This window comes from Pseudomonas sp. SDO5522_S412, assembly GCF_054071215.1.
This window is the reverse complement of the sequence record NZ_JBSVWQ010000051.1, coordinates 1-15,554: the sequence shown is the minus strand read 5'-3', so window position 1 is coordinate 15,554 and position 15,554 is coordinate 1. Positions and strand designations below refer to the sequence as shown.

The following is a 15,554-nucleotide window of genomic DNA, read 5'->3' as shown; positions in this document are numbered from 1 at the left end:
CAACGGTGGACTCAAAGGGTCGCGAAGGCCGCAACCGGACTGGCCAGCAGGCCGAGGCCCGCCAGGATCAAGGCCAGCCTTGGCCGATACGGCAACAGCAACACCAGCAACAACCCGCTGAGCATCAAGACCGCGCACCACTCCACCAACCCCTGGCTCCACCCGGTCGCGAGCACCGCCGGCCAGATCGAGACAATCAACAGCAGCCAGCCGCCCACGCGCAAACCCAGGCGCCGACGAGGCGAAGGTTTACTGTGCAGCAGTTCGCCATGGTGCCGGTCCATGGACAGGCACAACGCGGTAAACCCTGCGTAACACAGCAATAGCGCCAGGAGCATTCAGTTCACCTCGCCCTTGAGGGTCAATGGCCGGGCACGTTCGGCCTTGGGCTGAGGGACGCGGCGGTGCTGCATTTTCCAGGCAGCCCAGGCGAGGAACACACCGCTGCCCAGGCACGTCAGGTCGAAGCCGGCCATGGCCCAGTCGCCGTTGGCCAGGGACACACCCAAATGCTGGGTCGTGGTCAGCGCGTTGAGCACCGGCACGCCGATAAACAGCAGCGCGCCCACACTCAATTGCTCAACCCAGCCGCGGCGCCCCTGACGAACAATCGCGTGCACGACGCTCAAGCCCCAGGCAATAAAGAAGGCTTGTACTTCCCAGTCCGAGCGCCCGGCAAAGCTGGCTGGTAACAGGCGGTTGGCCCAGAAGAATGCAGCGATGGCGATCATCAAGCCGGACATGCTGGCGATGTTCAGCACTTCCACCAGCCGCAGCTCAAAGGGCAGCACACCGGTTTTGGTGTGCTTGAGCTGACGCTTGCCCAGCCACATCACCAGCCCGGTGCCGATCATTGCCGTGCCCGCGAGGCCGCAGATGAAATACAGCCAGCGCAATACCGGGCCGGCGAAATGGCCCATGTGCAAACCGTAGAAGCTGCCACCAATCGCCGCCGGCAGCGACTGCTCGCCGCTCACCCGCAACAGTTCGCCGGTAGTGCCGTTGAATGACACGGTGCTGCCAAAGTCATGCACCACTCGATCCGACCCGGCGCGGAACACATTGACCGAAGCGTTTACATCGCTTGGATTATTCACCACCAGCCGTCCGACATGCCCGCCGGCCCATTGCCCGCGCGCCTGCTCGTACATCGGGCCCAATGGCAGCAATTGCCCCGGCTGGCCGAGGGCCGGCGCATTGTCGGTGGCCGGAAAGACATCGTTGAAGAACGCACGGGTATCGTTGCCGTAGGAAGCGAGGATGCTCGCCGGCATCACCATGCTCATGAAAATCACCAGGCTGCTGTAGGTGATCATCAAGTGGAACGGCAACACCAGCACGCCCACGGCGTTGTGCCCGTCGAGCCAGGAACGCTGGCCCTTGCGCGGGCGGAAGGTGAAGAAGTCCTTGAAGATTTTCTTGTGGGTAATGATCCCGGTGATCAACGCCACGAACATCACCATCGCGGCGATGGTCGACAGCCAGCGCCCCCAGGGATAGGGCATTTGCAGCTGGAAGTGGAAACGATAGAAGAATTCGCCGCCCATGCTTTCCCGGGCCTGGACCTGCTGGCCGCTGACGGGATCGAGGAGTTTTTCGACGAAATTGCCGCGTTTGCCCGGGTCGACCTTGTCTTGCCACATCACCGACAGGCCCGGCTCACGGCTGCTCGGCAAGGTGATAAACCAGCGCGCGGCATTGGGCGCCTGGTGTTGCAGATAGGTTTGGGCGGCGGCCAGGCTACGGGCGTCATCGACGGGATGCGCCTGCACTTCGGGCTGCATCCAGTGGGTAATTTCGTCCTTGAAATACGACAGGGTGCCCGTCAGGAAAATCGCAAACAGCAGCCAGCCAAAGATCAGCCCGGCCCAGGTGTGCAACCAGGCCATGGCCTGGCGGAAGCCCTCTTTCATGTGCGCGCCATCCAGTACGCCAACCCGGCGAACGTGGCCATTATCGCGCTGGGCAGCAACACGCCAAACCAGGCGCGCCAGGCCGTGCGGCAGGCGAAGCACCAGATGACCGCCAACAGGTAGAACACAAACGAACTCAGCATGCCGCTGATCACCGCATCGGCGCGGCTGGCGGGCAGCCACAGCGTCATGCACACGCTGGCCAGCGAGGCCAGCAGGTAACCGCCGACCACAGCCGCCAGCACCCGCGAAGTCACGGCAAGACGGTAGAAAACGGGAAGTGAGGTTTTGCGTTTCATGCACAAGGCGCCAGGTTCGTCAGCGCGCAATATTAATGATAAAGGTTCTCATAAGCAAAAGAGAACGCATCACTGGCAATTGCCGAACCCGCCTGCGCGCCCTACAATGCGAACAATTCTTGTTCTCTAAAGCATGCCCATGCTGCCGGAGTGTGCGCGTTGCAGCCGTCCAACACCGTCGAAGTCCTGTACCACGACCATCACCACTGGCTTACCGGCTGGTTGCGACGCAAGCTCGGCTGCCCGGAAAGCGCCGCCGACCTGGCCCAGGACACCTTCATCCGCGTGCTCACCGCACGGGAAACACCGACGCTGATCGAACCTCGCGCCTTCCTCACCACCATCGCCAAGCGTGTGCTGTGCAACCATTACCGCCGCCAGGACCTGGAGCGCGCCTACCTCGACGCCCTGGCGCAAATGCCCGAACACGTGGCGCCGTCGGAGGAAGAGCGGGCAATCATCCTGCAAACCCTGATGGAGCTGGACCAGTTGCTGGACGGCTTGGCGCCCCCGGTCAAACGCGCGTTCCTGCTGTCCCAGCTCGACGGCCTGACCTACGCGCAAATCGGCGCGGAACTGGGCATCTCCATCGCCACGGTCAAGCGCCATCTGAATAAAGCGGCGATGCGCTGCTACTTCGCCCTATGAGTTTCTCAACGCAAGTCGCCGAACAAGCGGTGCACTGGCTGATGGAAATGCAGCAGGGCCCGCTCAACCCACGCAAACAGGCGGCCTGGCAACAGTGGCTGGACGCCCACAGCGAACATCAGCGGGCCTGGGAGCACATCCAGCGAGTGAACCAGCGCTTGCGCGGGATGCCATCACCCCTGGCCCACGCCGCCTTGAATGCACCGAAATCCAACAGTCGCCGCCAGGCCCTGAAGTTGTTGCTGATACTCGGCGCCGGGTCGGCAGCGGCCTGGGGTTTGCGCCAGCAACATATATTGCCGCCGTTGAGTGCCGACTACCGCAGCCCCATCGGCCAACGGCGCAAGTTCCAGCTGGCGGATGGCAGCCAGTTGCAGCTCAACACCGGCAGTGCGGTGGATGTGCATTTTGAGGGCCAGCAACGCTTGATCCGCCTGCTCGAAGGCGAAATCCTGCTGACCGCCAAACCCGGCAACGCCCCGCTGCGGGTCATCACTTCCCAGGGCCTGCTCAGCGCCCAGGCCGCGCGGCTGAACGTGCGGCAATTCAACGATCACACACAACTGGCGGTGTTTGATGGGCACGTTGACGTGATGCCCAACACCTATAGCGGTTTGCCGTTGTCGGTGGAGAAAGCCCATCAGGTCAATTTCACCCGCAAAGGCTGGGACACCGCCCGCCCCACCGACGCCGGCAGCGGCGCCTGGGCCGACGGCATGCTGGTGGCGGCCCACATGCGCCTGGAAGATTTCCTCGCCGAATTGAGCCGTTATCGCCGTGGCCAGCTCAATTGCGACCCGCAGGTGGCCAACCTGCTGATTTCCGGCAGCTACCCGCTGGACGACAGCGAACGAATCCTGGACCTGCTGCAAGTCAGCCTGCCGGTCAGGGTCCGGCGGTTTACCCGCTACTGGGTCACTGTCGAAGCCCGTGCCTGAAATATTTTCAAACCCCGTGAGCCGTTTTCCGCACCTCGCGTGACAGAGAAGGAAAGCCACCTTGATCCTTCCTTCTCAGGACCGCACTTCATGCCCCAGCAACCGACTCGCCTGACGCCACTCGCCCGCACCCTGCGCCACTTGTTGCTGGGGGCCAGCCTCAGTTTCAGCACCGTTCCCTACGTAATGGCGGCCGACGCCAAGCCCTACCGCATCGCCCCTACGTCACTGGAAGCGGCGCTGAATCAATTTGGCCGGGAAGCCGGCGTGCTGATTTCATTTGGCTCGGACGTGACCGCCGGCGTGCAAAGCCACGGCCTGTCGGGCAACTACACCGCTGAAGAAGGCTTGAATGCGTTGCTCAAAGGCACCGGCCTGCAAGCCCGTGCCGAGGGCAACAACGCCTTCAGCCTGCAACCGGCGAATGCTCCGGCCACCCTCGAATTGGGCACCTCCAAAGTGGTCGGCGACTGGCTGGGGGACGCGGCGCAAACCAACGTCTTCGAGCACCCGGGCGCCCGGGACGTGATCCGCCGCGAAGAATTCGAACGCCAGGGCGCCACCCAGGCCCGCGACGTGCTCAACCGCATTCCCGGGGTCAACGCCCCGGAAAACAACGGCACCGGCAGCCACGACATGGCGCTGAACTTCGGCATTCGCGGGCTCAACCCACGCCTGGCCTCGCGCTCCACGGTCTTGATGGACGGCATCCCGGTGCCGTTCGCGCCGTATGGCCAGCCGCAGTTGTCGTTCGCGCCCATCAGCATGGGCAACATGGATGCCGTGGACGTGGTACGCGGCGGCGGCGCAGTGCGTTATGGCCCGCAGAACGTCGGCGGCATCGTCAACTTCGTCACGCGCGCGATTCCCGATGCGCCAACGGTGAAAGGCGGCCTGCAAACCGAAACCAGCCCGCCTTCCAGCCACGATGGCTTCAAGACCACCGGCAACCTGCTGGCCGGCGGCACGGCGGACAACGGCCTGGGCGGCGCGATCCTGTATTCCGGCACCCGTGGTGGTGATTGGCGCGAAAACAGCGACACCCGCATCGACGACCTGATCCTCAAGGGCAAATACCAACTGGACGACGCCAACAGCTTCAACGCCATGGCGCAGTACTACGAAGGCAAAGCCGATATGCCCGGTGGTTTGAGCACTGCGGCCTACAAGGCCGACCCGTATCAGTCCACCCGCCCCTACGACCAGTTCTGGGGCCGGCGTACCATGTTCAACGCGGGCTATCGCTACCACGAAGATCGCCGGGAATTCACGGTCAACAGCTTCTTCACCACCACCCTGCGCAGCGGTTACCTGGACCAGGGCAACTTCCTCTCCCTGTCGCCCCGCGAGTATTGGGTACGCGGCCTGGAAACCCGTTTCGCCCAAGGCTTCGACCTCGGCCCAACCAGCCACGAAGTCGGCGTGGGCTACCGCTACATCAACGAGGCCGGCCACGAACTGCGCTACCGCACGCCGATTTCCGCCAATCAGCAACTGCCGACCACCGACAGCCGCAACGACCGCGACACCCGAGGCAGCACCGAAGCCAATGCGTTCTTCGTCGACGACCGGATAGATATCGGCAAGTGGACCATCACTCCGGGCATCCGCTACGAGATGATCGAGTCCCAGCAGACCAACAACCTCAGCAACGTCAAATACAAAGGCGACTACAACACCGCCCTGCCGGCGCTGAACGTGCTCTACCACCTGACCGACGACTGGAACCTCTACGCCAACACCGAAGGTTCGTTCGGCAGCGTGCAGTACAGCCAGATGCCCAACCGCGTGACCAGTGGCGAAGTGAAGCCGGAAAAAGCCCGCACCTGGGAACTCGGCACACGCTATGACAACGGCACCTTGCGCGCCGAAATCGGCGCGTTCCTGATCAACTTCGACAACCAGTATGACAGCAACCAGACCAACGACACCGTGATCGCCCGCGGCGAAACCCGCCATCAGGGCATCGAGTCCAGCATCAACTACGCCCTCGACGGCTTGAGCCCGGCGCTCGCCGGTTTTGATGTGTACGCCACCTACGCCTACATCGACGCCACCATCCGCGAAGACGGCCCGAACAAAGGCAACCGCGTACCCTTCTCCTCCAAGCACAAGGGCACCCTGGGCGTGGGTTACACCGAAGGTCGCTGGAAGTTGAACGTGGACAGCAGCTACCAGAGCAGCCAGTTTGCCGACAACGCCAACACTGAAGCAGAAAGTGCTGATGGCAGCACCGGACGCATTCCTGGCTACATGCTGTTCAGCAGCCGCGCGGCGTACGACTTTGGCCCGCAGCTGTCGGATTTGAACGTGGCGGTGGGTGTGAAAAACATCTTCAACAAGCAGTACTACACCCGCTCGTTTGACGATAACAACAAGGGCAAATACGTCGGCGAGCCGCGCACGCTGTATGTGCAGACGTCCATCGCGTTCTGATCAGCTACCCGCCAGGCACGAAGGTGTGCCGGCCACCAACGCGTCGATGGCGCACCGGGTCTTGGCCGGCATGTGCGTCGCCGTGGGCCAGATGACATGGATCGGCATCGGTTGCTCGCGGTGGCCCGGCAGTACCGCCTGCAGTTGCCCGCGCAACACGTAGTGGGCGATCAGCCAACTGGGCAACCAGGCCAGGCCGACCCCGGCGATGGCGGCATCGGCCACGGCCTGCAGGTCATCGAGGATCAACGGCGAGGCGACTCGCTCGCGGTGCGGGGCATTGCTGCGATAGGCAATGCCCCGGTGCCCGGCCAGGTCGTCGATGGAGTCAATACGAGGTGTGCGCTGCAAGTACGCGGGTGACGCCGCCAGGGCAATCGCCTGTTCGCCGAGGCGACGTGCACTCAAGCGGTCGGTGTCAGGCAATGCGCCAATGCGCACCGCCAGGTCGAAGCCTTCCTGGGCCAGGTCGATCAGTCGGTCGGAGAAGGAAATTTCAATCTCCAGTTGCGGAAAACGGTCCATGAGCCCCCACAACGCCGGCGCCGCATAGTGATGACCGAACGCCAAAGGCAAGCTGGCCCTTAACCGTCCACGTGGCTGCTGACGGCCACTTTCCAGCACGGATTCGGCGGCTTCCAGTTCCGCCAGCGCACGCAGGCAATGCTCGTAATAGGCCTGCCCGTCCTCGGTCAAACGCTGACGCCGGGTGGAGCGTTGCAACAGCGACGTCCCCAACCGCGCTTCCAGACGCGCCAAGCCTTTGCCCACCGCCGAGCGCGTGAGGTTCAGCCGTTCGGCGGCCTCCGTCAGATTGCCGCTCTCGACGATCTGCAAAAACAGTTCAACACCATCAAAACGCGGAGTGGCCATGATCGTTTGTCGCCCTATATTCCCTTATCACAGGAAGAAGTATCGCTAATAAAGAATCAGATTCCCGTGAAGATGACACCTTCCCCCATTGAAAGGAAGAGGCCATGCCACCCGACGCCGTTGTATCTGCCATCAACCCGCCACGTACCGCCCGGGACGGCCTTGCGCTCACCGCCGTGTGCCTGGTGGCGCTGATGTTCGGGCTGGAGATTTCCAGCGTGCCGGTCATCCTGCCCACCCTTGAGCAGCAACTGGGCACCGGCTTCCAGGACGCCCAATGGATCATGAACGCCTACACCCTGGCCTGCACCAGCGTGCTGATGGCCGCCGGCACATTGGCCGATCGCTTTGGCCGCCGACGCATGCTGGTGCTGTGCCTGTGGGTATTCGGGCTGGCTTCGCTCGCCTGCGGGCTGGCGAACGATGCGTCCACGCTGATCGCGGCGCGTTTTGTCCAGGGCGTGGGTGGCGGGGCGATGATGATCTGCCAGTTCGCGATCCTGTCGCACCAGTTCCGCGAGCCGGCGACCCGGGCCCGGGCCTTTGCGGTGTGGGGCGTGATCGCCGGGGTGGGCCTGGGTTTCGGGCCGATGGTGGGGGCATTGATCCTGGCGGTGGCGGATTGGCGCTGGGTGTTCCTGGTGCATGTGCCGTTGACCTTGTTCACCCTGGTGTTGCTGCGCATCAGCGTGCAGGAATCCCGTGACCCGGCGGCCCATCGCCTCGATATAGCCGGTATGGCCACCCTCACCCTGGCAGTGTTCGCCCTGGTTTATTTCATCACCCAGGGCACCTTTAGCGGCTTTGCCACCCCGGCCATGCTCGGCTGGGCCGGACTGTCGGTGGGCAGCCTGTTGTTGTTCGTGGTTGTCGAGCGGCGCAGCCTGCATCCGATGTTCGACTTCTCGGTGTTTCGCATCCCGCGCTTCAACGGCGCGCTGATGGGCTCGATCGGCATGAACTTCAGCTTCTGGCCCTTCATGATCTACCTGCCGCTGTATTTCCAGGCCGGCCTGGGCTACGACACCATGCTCACCGGGCTCGCCCTGCTCGCCTATACCCTGCCCACGTTGGTGGTGCCGCCGCTGGCTGAACGCCTGGCCCTGCGCTATGGCGCCGAACGCATCATTCCATTGGGCCTGGGCCTGATGGGCGTGGGGTTTGTGACAATGGCGGCGATCAATCATAGCGGCCAGCCCAGTGTGGTATGGGTCCTGATCGCCTGTGGGATTGCCGGCAGCGGCTTGGCGTTTACCAACTCGCCCACCACCAACACCACTACCGGATCAGTTTCATCCGACCGCGCGGGGATGGCCTCGGGCATCGACTTCAGTGCACGGCTGATCACCCTGGCGCTGAATATCGCGTTGATGGGGTTGGTGTTGATACTCGGGATCGCTCATTACCTGGCTGGCGTATTGCCCGACACCGCGCAACTGGCCACCCTCAGTCAGGACATCGCCGCCGGCAAGCTGGACGTGTTGCCGCAGGGCCCACTGATCGCCCAGGCCGCGCTGCGCAACGGTGCGGGATGGGCCATGTTGTATGCCGGCGTTGGAGCGTGCGCACTGGCGGCCTTGAGCGCCTGTTTTTTCCGGCGCAGCCCGCGCTGACCTTTTGCGCATAAAAAAACGGGCCTGCATCTGCAGGCCCGTTTTCAGTGGGGTTGAAAAAAGTATCAGCTATCAGCCGTTAAGCGCAGCCTGTTCGTTTTCCAGGAATTCCTCTTCTAGCTCGGCCTCGTCGGCCTTGGTATTGGGCAGGCTTTGACCCGCGGCGCGTGGTTTGCCGCGCAGTTTGCCGTACAGATGCTCCAGGGCATGCTCCAGCTTGGTCGCTGCGCCATCGATCGCCTGTTCCAGCGTATCGGCTTTATGGAGGACCGAAAGCGGTTGATGGCCTTTTGGCCGTGCTTCCAGTCGGCAACTCAGATCGTGTGGGCCGGGCTTGTCACCGTTCTCGTCCCGCAGGTAAACCTCGACGCGGGTCAGATCTTCTTCGTAACGTTCGAGCGTGCTCTCAATGGTGGTACGTACCCACTCCTCCAGTCGGATGCTGCTTTCAATATGGTTATCGCTATTGACTTGGATTTGCATAGTTTTCCCTTATTTCAGCTAGCTCGCCGAAGGCCATTCCTGCTTCACCGGATGGGTGAAAACCATGACCTCCTGATTACACAATTGAGCAGACAGAGGAACATTTCAACCCCTTTGCAAAGATAAATCCCACATTACAAATTAACCCTGACTACAACCAAAAACGCTGTTAGGGTGGGGAGTTGGTTACATCTTCTTACCGCCAACTTCCTTACAATTGCCCCTCTCCCAACGGGTGCAATCCGCGAAAAATCTCCGCTTCCTCCACCAGCCAGTCATGCACCGCCCGCACGCCCGGATGGCTCAACGCACCCGGCGCGTACAGCAGCACATAGCGTTTGTGGTTGGGGACGGCGAGGCCGAATGGCACGATCAAGGTGCCGCGTTCCAGTTCGTCATTGAGCAAGGTACGCCGGGCAATCGCCACGCCCATGCCGGCAATCGCCGCCTCGATGGTCAGGTGATTGCGGTTGAAGGTATGCCCGCGCCGTACGTCGGCAGCGTCGTAGCCGATGGCATTCAGGTAGAACTCCCACTCTGCGTACTCATAACTCCCACGCCAGGCAGTGATGTCGTGCAGCAGCGGGAAATGCACCAGGTCAGCGGGGCCATGCAGTGGCGGTCGCCCCCGCAGCAGGCTCGGTGCGCACACCGGGAAAATCTGCTCGTCCAGCAAGGCTGTGGACAACAAGCCGGGATAGCTGCCGTCGTTAAGGTCGATGGCCAGGTCGAAGTCGCCCTCGTGCAGGGCGACGCTGCTGTCTTCGGCAACCATGCGCAGCTGGATATCCGGGAAGCGCTGCTGCAAACGCGGCAAACGCGGGGTCAGCCATTTGCCGAGAAACGACGGGATCGAGCGCAGGCGCAAGGTGCCGCTGATCATCCCGGCGTCCAGCCGCTGCAACTCGGCATCGATGCTGCCATAGGCCTCGCCCACGGTGATCGCCAACCGCTGGCCCTCTGCGCTCAGCTCAACCCCGCGTGCGCGCCGATGGAACAGGCGAAACCCCAGACGCTCCTCCAACTGACGGATTTGCTGGCTGACCGCGCCCGGGGTGATGTGCAGTTCCTCGGCGCAGCGGGTGAACGACAAATGCCGTGCCGCGCAGGAAAAAACGTGCAACCAGACGTAGGTCTGGCCATGAAGCGGGCGAGCCATAGGGTTTAGTCCTGCTAAAGGGTGTCTTAGGATAATTCGTTGGTCAGTGCCGATCCAGAGGCTCAGTATCGCGCCAATTCCGCTTGTCCTACAAAACATGGCAGCGATTCCTACTCCATTGCTTGTAAGGGTTTAGCATGGCTATCAGTGTTTTCGATCTATTCAAAGTGGGCATTGGTCCTTCCAGCTCCCATACCGTCGGCCCGATGCGGGCCGCGGCGACCTTCGTCCAAGCGCTTATCGACCAGCAATTGCTCGACGAAACCCGTCGGGTAGAAGTGCGTTTGTACGGCTCGCTGTCCGCCACCGGTGTCGGCCACGCCACCGACCGCGCCTGTGTGATGGGCCTGATGGGCGAATGGCCAGACAGCATCGACCCCACCAGCATCGGCCCACGCATCCAGCAACTGCGCGAGTCCGGCCAATTGCTGCTCGGCGGCCGCACGTCGATTGCCTTCAACTGGCAACACGACCTCCTGCTGCTGGACGAAAGCCTGCCCTACCACCCCAACGCCATGTCCCTGCATGCCTACGGCGAAAACGGCCCGTTGAGCGAGCAAACGTACTACTCGGTGGGCGGCGGTTTCATCATCGAAGCGGCAGAAGCCGAGTCCGGTATCGCGCCTACCAGCGAAGTGCAATTGCCCTACGACTTTTCGAGCGCCGTCGAACTGCTGGCCTTGTGCAACAAGCACGGCCTGCGGGTTTCCGAGCTGATGATGGCCAACGAGCGGGCCTGGCGCAGCGATGCCGAGATCCGCAGCGGCCTGCTGCATATCTGGTCGGTGATGCGTGAATGCGTCGAACAAGGCCTGCGCCACGAAGGCATCCTGCCCGGCGGTCTGGATGTGCCACGGCGCGCGGCGAAATTGCACCGCAGCCTGCTGGAAATCGGCAAACCCAACGTTATCACCTCGACCTTGTCGGCCATGGAATGGGTCAACCTGTTCGCCCTCGCCGTCAACGAAGAAAACGCCGCCGGCGGGCGCATGGTGACGGCACCGACCAATGGCGCGGCGGGAATCATCCCGGCGGTGCTGCACTACTACATGAAGTTCAACCCGGACGCATCCGACGATGACGTGGTGAATTTCTTCCTGGCTGCCGCCGCCGTCGGCATCCTCTGCAAGAAAAACGCCTCGATCTCCGGCGCCGAAGTCGGCTGCCAGGGCGAAGTGGGTTCCGCCTGCGCCATGGCCGCTGCCGGCCTTGCGGACGTGCTCGGCGCATCCCCGGAGCAACTGGAAAACGCCGCCGAAATCGGCCTGGAACATAACCTGGGTTTGACCTGCGACCCGGTTGGCGGGTTGGTCCAGGTGCCGTGCATCGAGCGCAACGCCATCGCCGCGGTCAAGGCGATCAACGCCACGCAAATGGCCCTGCGCGGCGACGGCAAACACTTCATCTCCCTGGACCGGGTGATCCGCACCATGCGCGACACCGGCGCCGACATGCACGACAAATACAAAGAAACTTCACGGGGCGGCCTGGCCGTCAGCTGGGTGGAGTGCTGATCGGAGCACTCCTGCCGCCCCAACGTGAGCCCGCGCAAAAATAATAACGAGGCAATAACGATGACCGATGTACGTACACCTGCTGCCGAAAATCCCGCTGTAGACCTGACGCCGACCACCGTTACACAAGGCTGGAACAAACACGACACCACCTGGATGCTCGGCCTCTACGGCACCGCCATCGGTGCCGGCACCTTGTTCCTGCCGATCAACGCTGGCGTGGGCGGCTTCTGGCCGTTGATCGTGCTGGCGCTGCTGGCCTTCCCGATGACCTTCTTCGCCCACCGTGGGCTGACGCGCTTTGTGTTGTCGGGCAAATCCGGCGACATCACCGAAGTGGTGGAAGAACACTTCGGCATCGGCGCCGGCAAGCTGATCACCCTGCTGTACTTCTTCGCGATCTTCCCGATTTTGCTGGTGTACAGCGTGGCGCTGACCAACACCCTGACCAGCTTTATGGAACACCAACTGCACCTGGCTGCACCGCCCCGGGCAATCCTGTCGCTGGTGCTGATCCTCGGCCTGATGGCCATTGTGCGCTGCGGCCAGGGCGTGATCGTCAAGGCCATGAGCGTGCTGGTGTACCCCTTCGTCGCCGCCCTGCTGCTGTTGGCGGTGAGCCTGATCCCCAACTGGAACGGCGCATTCTTCGCCTCCGCCAGCGAAGGCATGCCCGTGCCGGCCTTCTTCAAGACCTTGTGGCTGGCGATCCCGGTGATGGTGTTTTCCTTCAACCACTCGCCGATCATCTCCGCCTTCGCCGTCGACCAGAAACGCGTGTACGGCCCGCAAGCCGAACGCAAAAGCAGCGGCATCCTGGCCATGGCCCACAGCATGATGGTGCTGACGGTGATGTTCTTCTGCTTCAGCTGCGTGCTGGCCCTGTCGCCGGCTGACCTCGCCGCCGCCAAGGCGCAGAACATCTCGATCCTGTCGTACCTGGCGAACCACTTCCAGACCCCGGTCATCGCCTACGCCGCACCGTTGATCGCGCTGGTGGCGATCACCAAATCCTTCCTGGGCCACTACATCGGCGCCAGCGAAGGCTTCCAGGGCCTGATCGTCAAATCCCTGCGCGGGCGCAACCGCAGCATGTCGGCCAAGTGGCTGGAGCGCTGCACCGCGCTGTTCATGGTGCTGACCTGCTGGGCCGTGGCCACCTTCAACCCGAGCATCCTCGGCATGATCGAAACCATGGGCGGGCCGATCATCGCCTGCCTGTTGTTCCTGATGCCGATGTACGCCATCCGCCGAGTGCCATCTTTGCGCCAGTACTCGGGCCAGGCGTCCAACGTGTTTGTGGTGTTGATCGGTTTGATTGCGCTCTCTGCGATCGTTTTTTCCGTGATGCCCTGAAACGGATCACCGAACTCAAAAACACCACCCACCCAATGTGGGAGCGGGCTTGCTCGCGAAAGCGGTCCTTCAGCCGAGTAATCATTAGCTGACACACCGCATTCGCGAGCAAGCCCGCTCCCACAGGGGAAATTTGATGGCAGGCAGATTGCTGTACGGCACGCCCCTTGCTGTACAGCTACTGAGGAAAACGGACCTTGTGAAAGCCTCAGCGAGCGAATGGCCGGTGGTCAGGAAACGCGAACTAATCCCGACACCGGTCGTCAATGACTGCATGTTCTTATCAGGCGGTAACGCACCATGGACAACCCTTTTCAGATCATCACCGACACCTTCGCCCCGAAATACCGGGTCAATTTAAGCATCCAGCGGCTGGACGGCAGCATCATGCTGACCCTGTCCGATGAAGACGGCGTCGTGGCCAAACGCATGATCAGCGCCGAACAACGCAACGACCCCCAGCGCCTGAAACGGCTGGTGCAGAGTGTGCAATTCGGGATTGCGATCGAGCAGGGGCACAGCGCGATGGAGATATTGGCGGTGATGACCGATGGGGACAGCCACCAGGTACTGCAGCGGCCGCCGGTCAGCAGGCCGCCGCTCAACGCAGGGTTCTAGAGCTCGCCCTTCTCTGTTTCAAGGCTCGCTTCGCCCTTGCGGCGCGGGCCTTCGACCTTCACCGACGGAAATGCCGACGACGCATACCGCACCACCAGAATCGCGAACGCCAGCAGCAGAATCCCACCGCACAGGTAGATGATGCCGATGTCGGGCGGGTTGTGGTGGGACACGTTGGAAATCAGCAGACGGGTCAGCGCCGTGATCGCCACGTAGATCAGGAAGCGCACCGGCATGTGGTTGGTCTTGAAATAAATCCCGACCATCGCCCCCAGTTCCAGGTAGATGAACAGCAGCAAGATGTCATCGATCTTGATGTGCCCCGTCTCCAGCATCCCCAGAAATTCCATCACCGCGGCATAGGCGGTCACCGCACCAATGGCGAACAGTGCCAGGTAGTGGAAGGTCTCGACGAACAGATTTCCCAAGGACTCGGCCAGTTGGTGCACGGTCTTGCGCAGGTTTTCAGCCCAGTTGATTTTCACGATGATGCTTCCTTAGGTCGGCTCGACCGGATAATGCGGGTTGGACGTGACCGTTTCTCTGCATGCAGAAAAAAGGCCAGGGAACAGGAAGTGAGATGGTGGCGGGGTGATATGAGGCACTTATCTTGCTGCTTGATGATCGTTCCCACGCTCCGCGTGGGAATGCCGCCCCGGACGCTCCGCGTCCCATGCCCCAGGGTTTCGGGTAGAGGTGACGCGGAGCGTCACGGTATGCATTCCCACGCAGAGCGTGGGAACGATCCATCTAGGTGACCGGGTGATTTAGGTCAGGTCGGGGCGACTTGATCCAACGCTTGATCGACCAATAAACCACTCATTTCCAGCAGTTGATGGATCGCCAGAAGCAAACTTCGCTGTGGTCCTTCAAGCTCAAAAGCCAGGCTACTGGCCATTTCACGGGCACTGTTCAAGGTTTCGCTGGCATTGGCGAGTAATGTTTCAGTGTCAGTATTTGGGGTCACAGCGAAAAGCGCGGTAGGCGGCTTTATAGGCGATTCAGAAAAACAGGCAGTCATTTTTACCATGGTGCATTCCTTGGATTTACAAGATGTTTGCTCCTTAAATTCGAGCCGCCAAACTCGTGTACCGCATAAGCGAAGCCCGGAGAAGGTAAGCCACTGAATGACGCTCCTGCAACCCCACCAACCTGTGAGAAGTTTCCGATAGGGCAAACCAGCATTTGCCAGCTACATTGAAAAGCCACTACCCAAAGCCCATGGATTGGCTTATGCTTTTAGCTGTATATAAATACAGTAGTCGCGAGAACGCTTGGCGACATTCGAACCAAGGGCAACTCCCTTCAATACTGCACCGATGACGAGGCCGAAAAATGGCTGTTGAAACCCTGTATCGCAGTACCCGTGACCTGGAGACTACATTCGTGGATCGCAAACTTGCCGACGCACACGACCAGATGCTTGAACTGGCAGAGTCCCTGATGGAAGTGCTGTTGAAAAACGTCGAAGGCTTGAGCGAGAAGCAGGCAGAAGATGCCGGTATTTTCATGGCCAAGAACCGCGCGGCGTTTGCGGCGGCGTTCAAGAACAATGCGAGTGCATTGGCGGAGATTGGGCAGCCAGCGGCTGAGTGATGCATTGCCAGTAGTGGCGAAAGGGCTTGCTGTGGCAGAGGGAGCTTGCTGTGGCGAGGGAGCTTGCTCCCGCTGGGCTGCGCAGCAGACCCAAAAGCTTGGGAGCGC

16 protein-coding genes are annotated in these 15,554 nt (G+C 61.5%); 8 read left to right on the top strand and 8 right to left on the bottom strand.

Features of this window, described 5'->3' with window-relative positions; translation table 11 throughout:
• Window positions 1–11 precede the first annotated feature (11 nt).
• The 3 genes from ACW9I6_RS13650 to ACW9I6_RS13640 are packed head-to-tail and all read right to left on the bottom strand — an operon-like array spanning window position 12 to window position 2,212.
• On the bottom strand, window positions 12–338 hold the full coding sequence (locus tag ACW9I6_RS13650) for a DUF3325 domain-containing protein (protein WP_003212755.1): 327 nt from the start codon (window positions 336–338) through the stop codon (window positions 12–14).
• Complete coding sequence (locus tag ACW9I6_RS13645) at window positions 339–1,913, bottom strand: PepSY-associated TM helix domain-containing protein (protein WP_177081150.1); 1,575 nt, start codon at window positions 1,911–1,913, stop codon at window positions 339–341.
• Window positions 1,910–2,212 (bottom strand): DUF3649 domain-containing protein, encoded by a 303-nt coding sequence (locus ACW9I6_RS13640; RefSeq protein WP_457339433.1) that lies wholly within the window; start codon window positions 2,210–2,212, stop codon window positions 1,910–1,912. The genes ACW9I6_RS13645 and ACW9I6_RS13640 overlap by 4 nt, the downstream gene beginning before the upstream one ends.
• A gap of 159 nt (window positions 2,213–2,371) precedes the next feature.
• Between ACW9I6_RS13640 and ACW9I6_RS13635 the strand changes: the two genes are divergently transcribed.
• The 3 genes from ACW9I6_RS13635 (at window position 2,372) to fecA (ending at window position 6,234) form a co-directional block, all read left to right on the top strand.
• Window positions 2,372–2,860, top strand: a complete 489-nt coding sequence (locus ACW9I6_RS13635; RefSeq protein WP_008438527.1) for a sigma-70 family RNA polymerase sigma factor — start codon at window positions 2,372–2,374, stop codon at window positions 2,858–2,860.
• Window positions 2,857–3,798, top strand: a complete 942-nt coding sequence (locus ACW9I6_RS13630; RefSeq protein WP_177008186.1) for a FecR domain-containing protein — start codon at window positions 2,857–2,859, stop codon at window positions 3,796–3,798. The genes ACW9I6_RS13635 and ACW9I6_RS13630 overlap by 4 nt, the downstream gene beginning before the upstream one ends.
• Window positions 3,799–3,888: 90 nt before the next feature.
• Window positions 3,889–6,234, top strand: a complete 2,346-nt coding sequence (gene fecA, locus ACW9I6_RS13625) for a TonB-dependent Fe(3+) dicitrate receptor FecA (protein WP_457339432.1) — start codon at window positions 3,889–3,891, stop codon at window positions 6,232–6,234.
• On the opposite strand, the gene ACW9I6_RS13620 is transcribed toward fecA, so the two are convergent.
• Window positions 6,235–7,107 carry a LysR family transcriptional regulator gene (locus ACW9I6_RS13620; RefSeq protein WP_008438547.1) on the bottom strand — a complete coding sequence of 291 codons (873 nt, stop codon included), beginning with the start codon at window positions 7,105–7,107 and terminating at the stop codon, window positions 6,235–6,237.
• Window positions 7,108–7,211: 104 nt separating this feature from the next.
• On the opposite strand from ACW9I6_RS13620, the gene ACW9I6_RS13615 reads away from it, so the two are divergent.
• The gene (locus ACW9I6_RS13615; protein WP_457339431.1) at window positions 7,212–8,720 is read left to right on the top strand and encodes an MFS transporter; all 1,509 of its coding nucleotides are present in this window, start codon (window positions 7,212–7,214) and stop codon (window positions 8,718–8,720) included.
• A 72-nt stretch (window positions 8,721–8,792) separates the two neighbouring features.
• On the opposite strand, the gene ACW9I6_RS13610 is transcribed toward ACW9I6_RS13615, so the two are convergent.
• Together ACW9I6_RS13610 and ACW9I6_RS13605 are read right to left on the bottom strand one after the other, a co-directional pair.
• A complete protein-coding gene (locus tag ACW9I6_RS13610) occupies window positions 8,793–9,203 on the bottom strand; it encodes an HPF/RaiA family ribosome-associated protein (protein WP_003212772.1) in 411 nt (136 codons plus the stop codon).
• A gap of 211 nt (window positions 9,204–9,414) precedes the next feature.
• On the bottom strand, window positions 9,415–10,362 hold the full coding sequence (locus ACW9I6_RS13605; RefSeq protein WP_003212775.1) for a LysR substrate-binding domain-containing protein: 948 nt from the start codon (window positions 10,360–10,362) through the stop codon (window positions 9,415–9,417).
• 137 nt (window positions 10,363–10,499) lie between these two features.
• On the opposite strand from ACW9I6_RS13605, the gene ACW9I6_RS13600 reads away from it, so the two are divergent.
• The 3 genes from ACW9I6_RS13600 to ACW9I6_RS13590 all read left to right on the top strand — a co-directional run bounded on the left by ACW9I6_RS13600 (window position 10,500) and on the right by ACW9I6_RS13590 (window position 13,850).
• Window positions 10,500–11,876: an L-serine ammonia-lyase gene (locus tag ACW9I6_RS13600; RefSeq protein WP_008438553.1), complete on the top strand. Its 1,377-nt coding sequence runs from the start codon at window positions 10,500–10,502 to the stop codon at window positions 11,874–11,876.
• A gap of 60 nt (window positions 11,877–11,936) precedes the next feature.
• Entirely contained in the window at window positions 11,937–13,232 is a 1,296-nt protein-coding gene (locus ACW9I6_RS13595; RefSeq protein WP_102605175.1) for a serine/threonine transporter, read from the top strand.
• 300 nt (window positions 13,233–13,532) lie between these two features.
• Window positions 13,533–13,850, top strand: coding sequence for a DUF3509 domain-containing protein (locus ACW9I6_RS13590; protein WP_003212781.1), 318 nt, complete (start codon window positions 13,533–13,535; stop codon window positions 13,848–13,850).
• On the opposite strand, the gene ACW9I6_RS13585 is transcribed toward ACW9I6_RS13590, so the two are convergent.
• Both ACW9I6_RS13585 and ACW9I6_RS13580 read right to left on the bottom strand, forming a co-directional pair.
• Window positions 13,847–14,335, bottom strand: a complete 489-nt coding sequence (locus tag ACW9I6_RS13585; RefSeq protein WP_003212783.1) for a phosphate-starvation-inducible protein PsiE — start codon at window positions 14,333–14,335, stop codon at window positions 13,847–13,849. The genes ACW9I6_RS13590 and ACW9I6_RS13585 overlap by 4 nt on opposite strands.
• A 287-nt stretch (window positions 14,336–14,622) precedes the next feature.
• Window positions 14,623–14,880 carry a DUF6124 family protein gene (locus tag ACW9I6_RS13580; protein ID WP_008438570.1) on the bottom strand — a complete coding sequence of 86 codons (258 nt, stop codon included), beginning with the start codon at window positions 14,878–14,880 and terminating at the stop codon, window positions 14,623–14,625.
• Window positions 14,881–15,185: 305 nt separating this feature from the next.
• On the opposite strand from ACW9I6_RS13580, the gene ACW9I6_RS13575 reads away from it, so the two are divergent.
• Complete coding sequence (locus tag ACW9I6_RS13575; protein ID WP_003212789.1) at window positions 15,186–15,446, top strand: YebG family protein; 261 nt, start codon at window positions 15,186–15,188, stop codon at window positions 15,444–15,446.
• Window positions 15,447–15,554: the final 108 nt, after the last annotated feature.

Coding starts and splice junctions, on each gene's coding strand:
- ACW9I6_RS13650 (WP_003212755.1), bottom strand. CDS start 338: ATGCTCCTGGCGCTATTGCTGTGTTACGCAGGGTTTACCGCGTTGTGC.
- ACW9I6_RS13645 (WP_177081150.1), bottom strand. CDS start 1,913: ATGAAAGAGGGCTTCCGCCAGGCCATGGCCTGGTTGCACACCTGGGCC.
- ACW9I6_RS13640 (WP_457339433.1), bottom strand. CDS start 2,212: ATGAAACGCAAAACCTCACTTCCCGTTTTCTACCGTCTTGCCGTGACT.
- ACW9I6_RS13630 (WP_177008186.1), top strand. CDS start 2,857: ATGAGTTTCTCAACGCAAGTCGCCGAACAAGCGGTGCACTGGCTGATG.
- fecA (WP_457339432.1), top strand. CDS start 3,889: ATGCCCCAGCAACCGACTCGCCTGACGCCACTCGCCCGCACCCTGCGC.
- ACW9I6_RS13620 (WP_008438547.1), bottom strand. CDS start 7,107: ATGGCCACTCCGCGTTTTGATGGTGTTGAACTGTTTTTGCAGATCGTC.
- ACW9I6_RS13615 (WP_457339431.1), top strand. CDS start 7,212: ATGCCACCCGACGCCGTTGTATCTGCCATCAACCCGCCACGTACCGCC.
- ACW9I6_RS13610 (WP_003212772.1), bottom strand. CDS start 9,203: ATGCAAATCCAAGTCAATAGCGATAACCATATTGAAAGCAGCATCCGA.
- ACW9I6_RS13605 (WP_003212775.1), bottom strand. CDS start 10,362: ATGGCTCGCCCGCTTCATGGCCAGACCTACGTCTGGTTGCACGTTTTT.
- ACW9I6_RS13600 (WP_008438553.1), top strand. CDS start 10,500: ATGGCTATCAGTGTTTTCGATCTATTCAAAGTGGGCATTGGTCCTTCC.
- ACW9I6_RS13595 (WP_102605175.1), top strand. CDS start 11,937: ATGACCGATGTACGTACACCTGCTGCCGAAAATCCCGCTGTAGACCTG.
- ACW9I6_RS13590 (WP_003212781.1), top strand. CDS start 13,533: ATGGACAACCCTTTTCAGATCATCACCGACACCTTCGCCCCGAAATAC.
- ACW9I6_RS13580 (WP_008438570.1), bottom strand. CDS start 14,880: ATGGTAAAAATGACTGCCTGTTTTTCTGAATCGCCTATAAAGCCGCCT.
- ACW9I6_RS13575 (WP_003212789.1), top strand. CDS start 15,186: ATGGCTGTTGAAACCCTGTATCGCAGTACCCGTGACCTGGAGACTACA.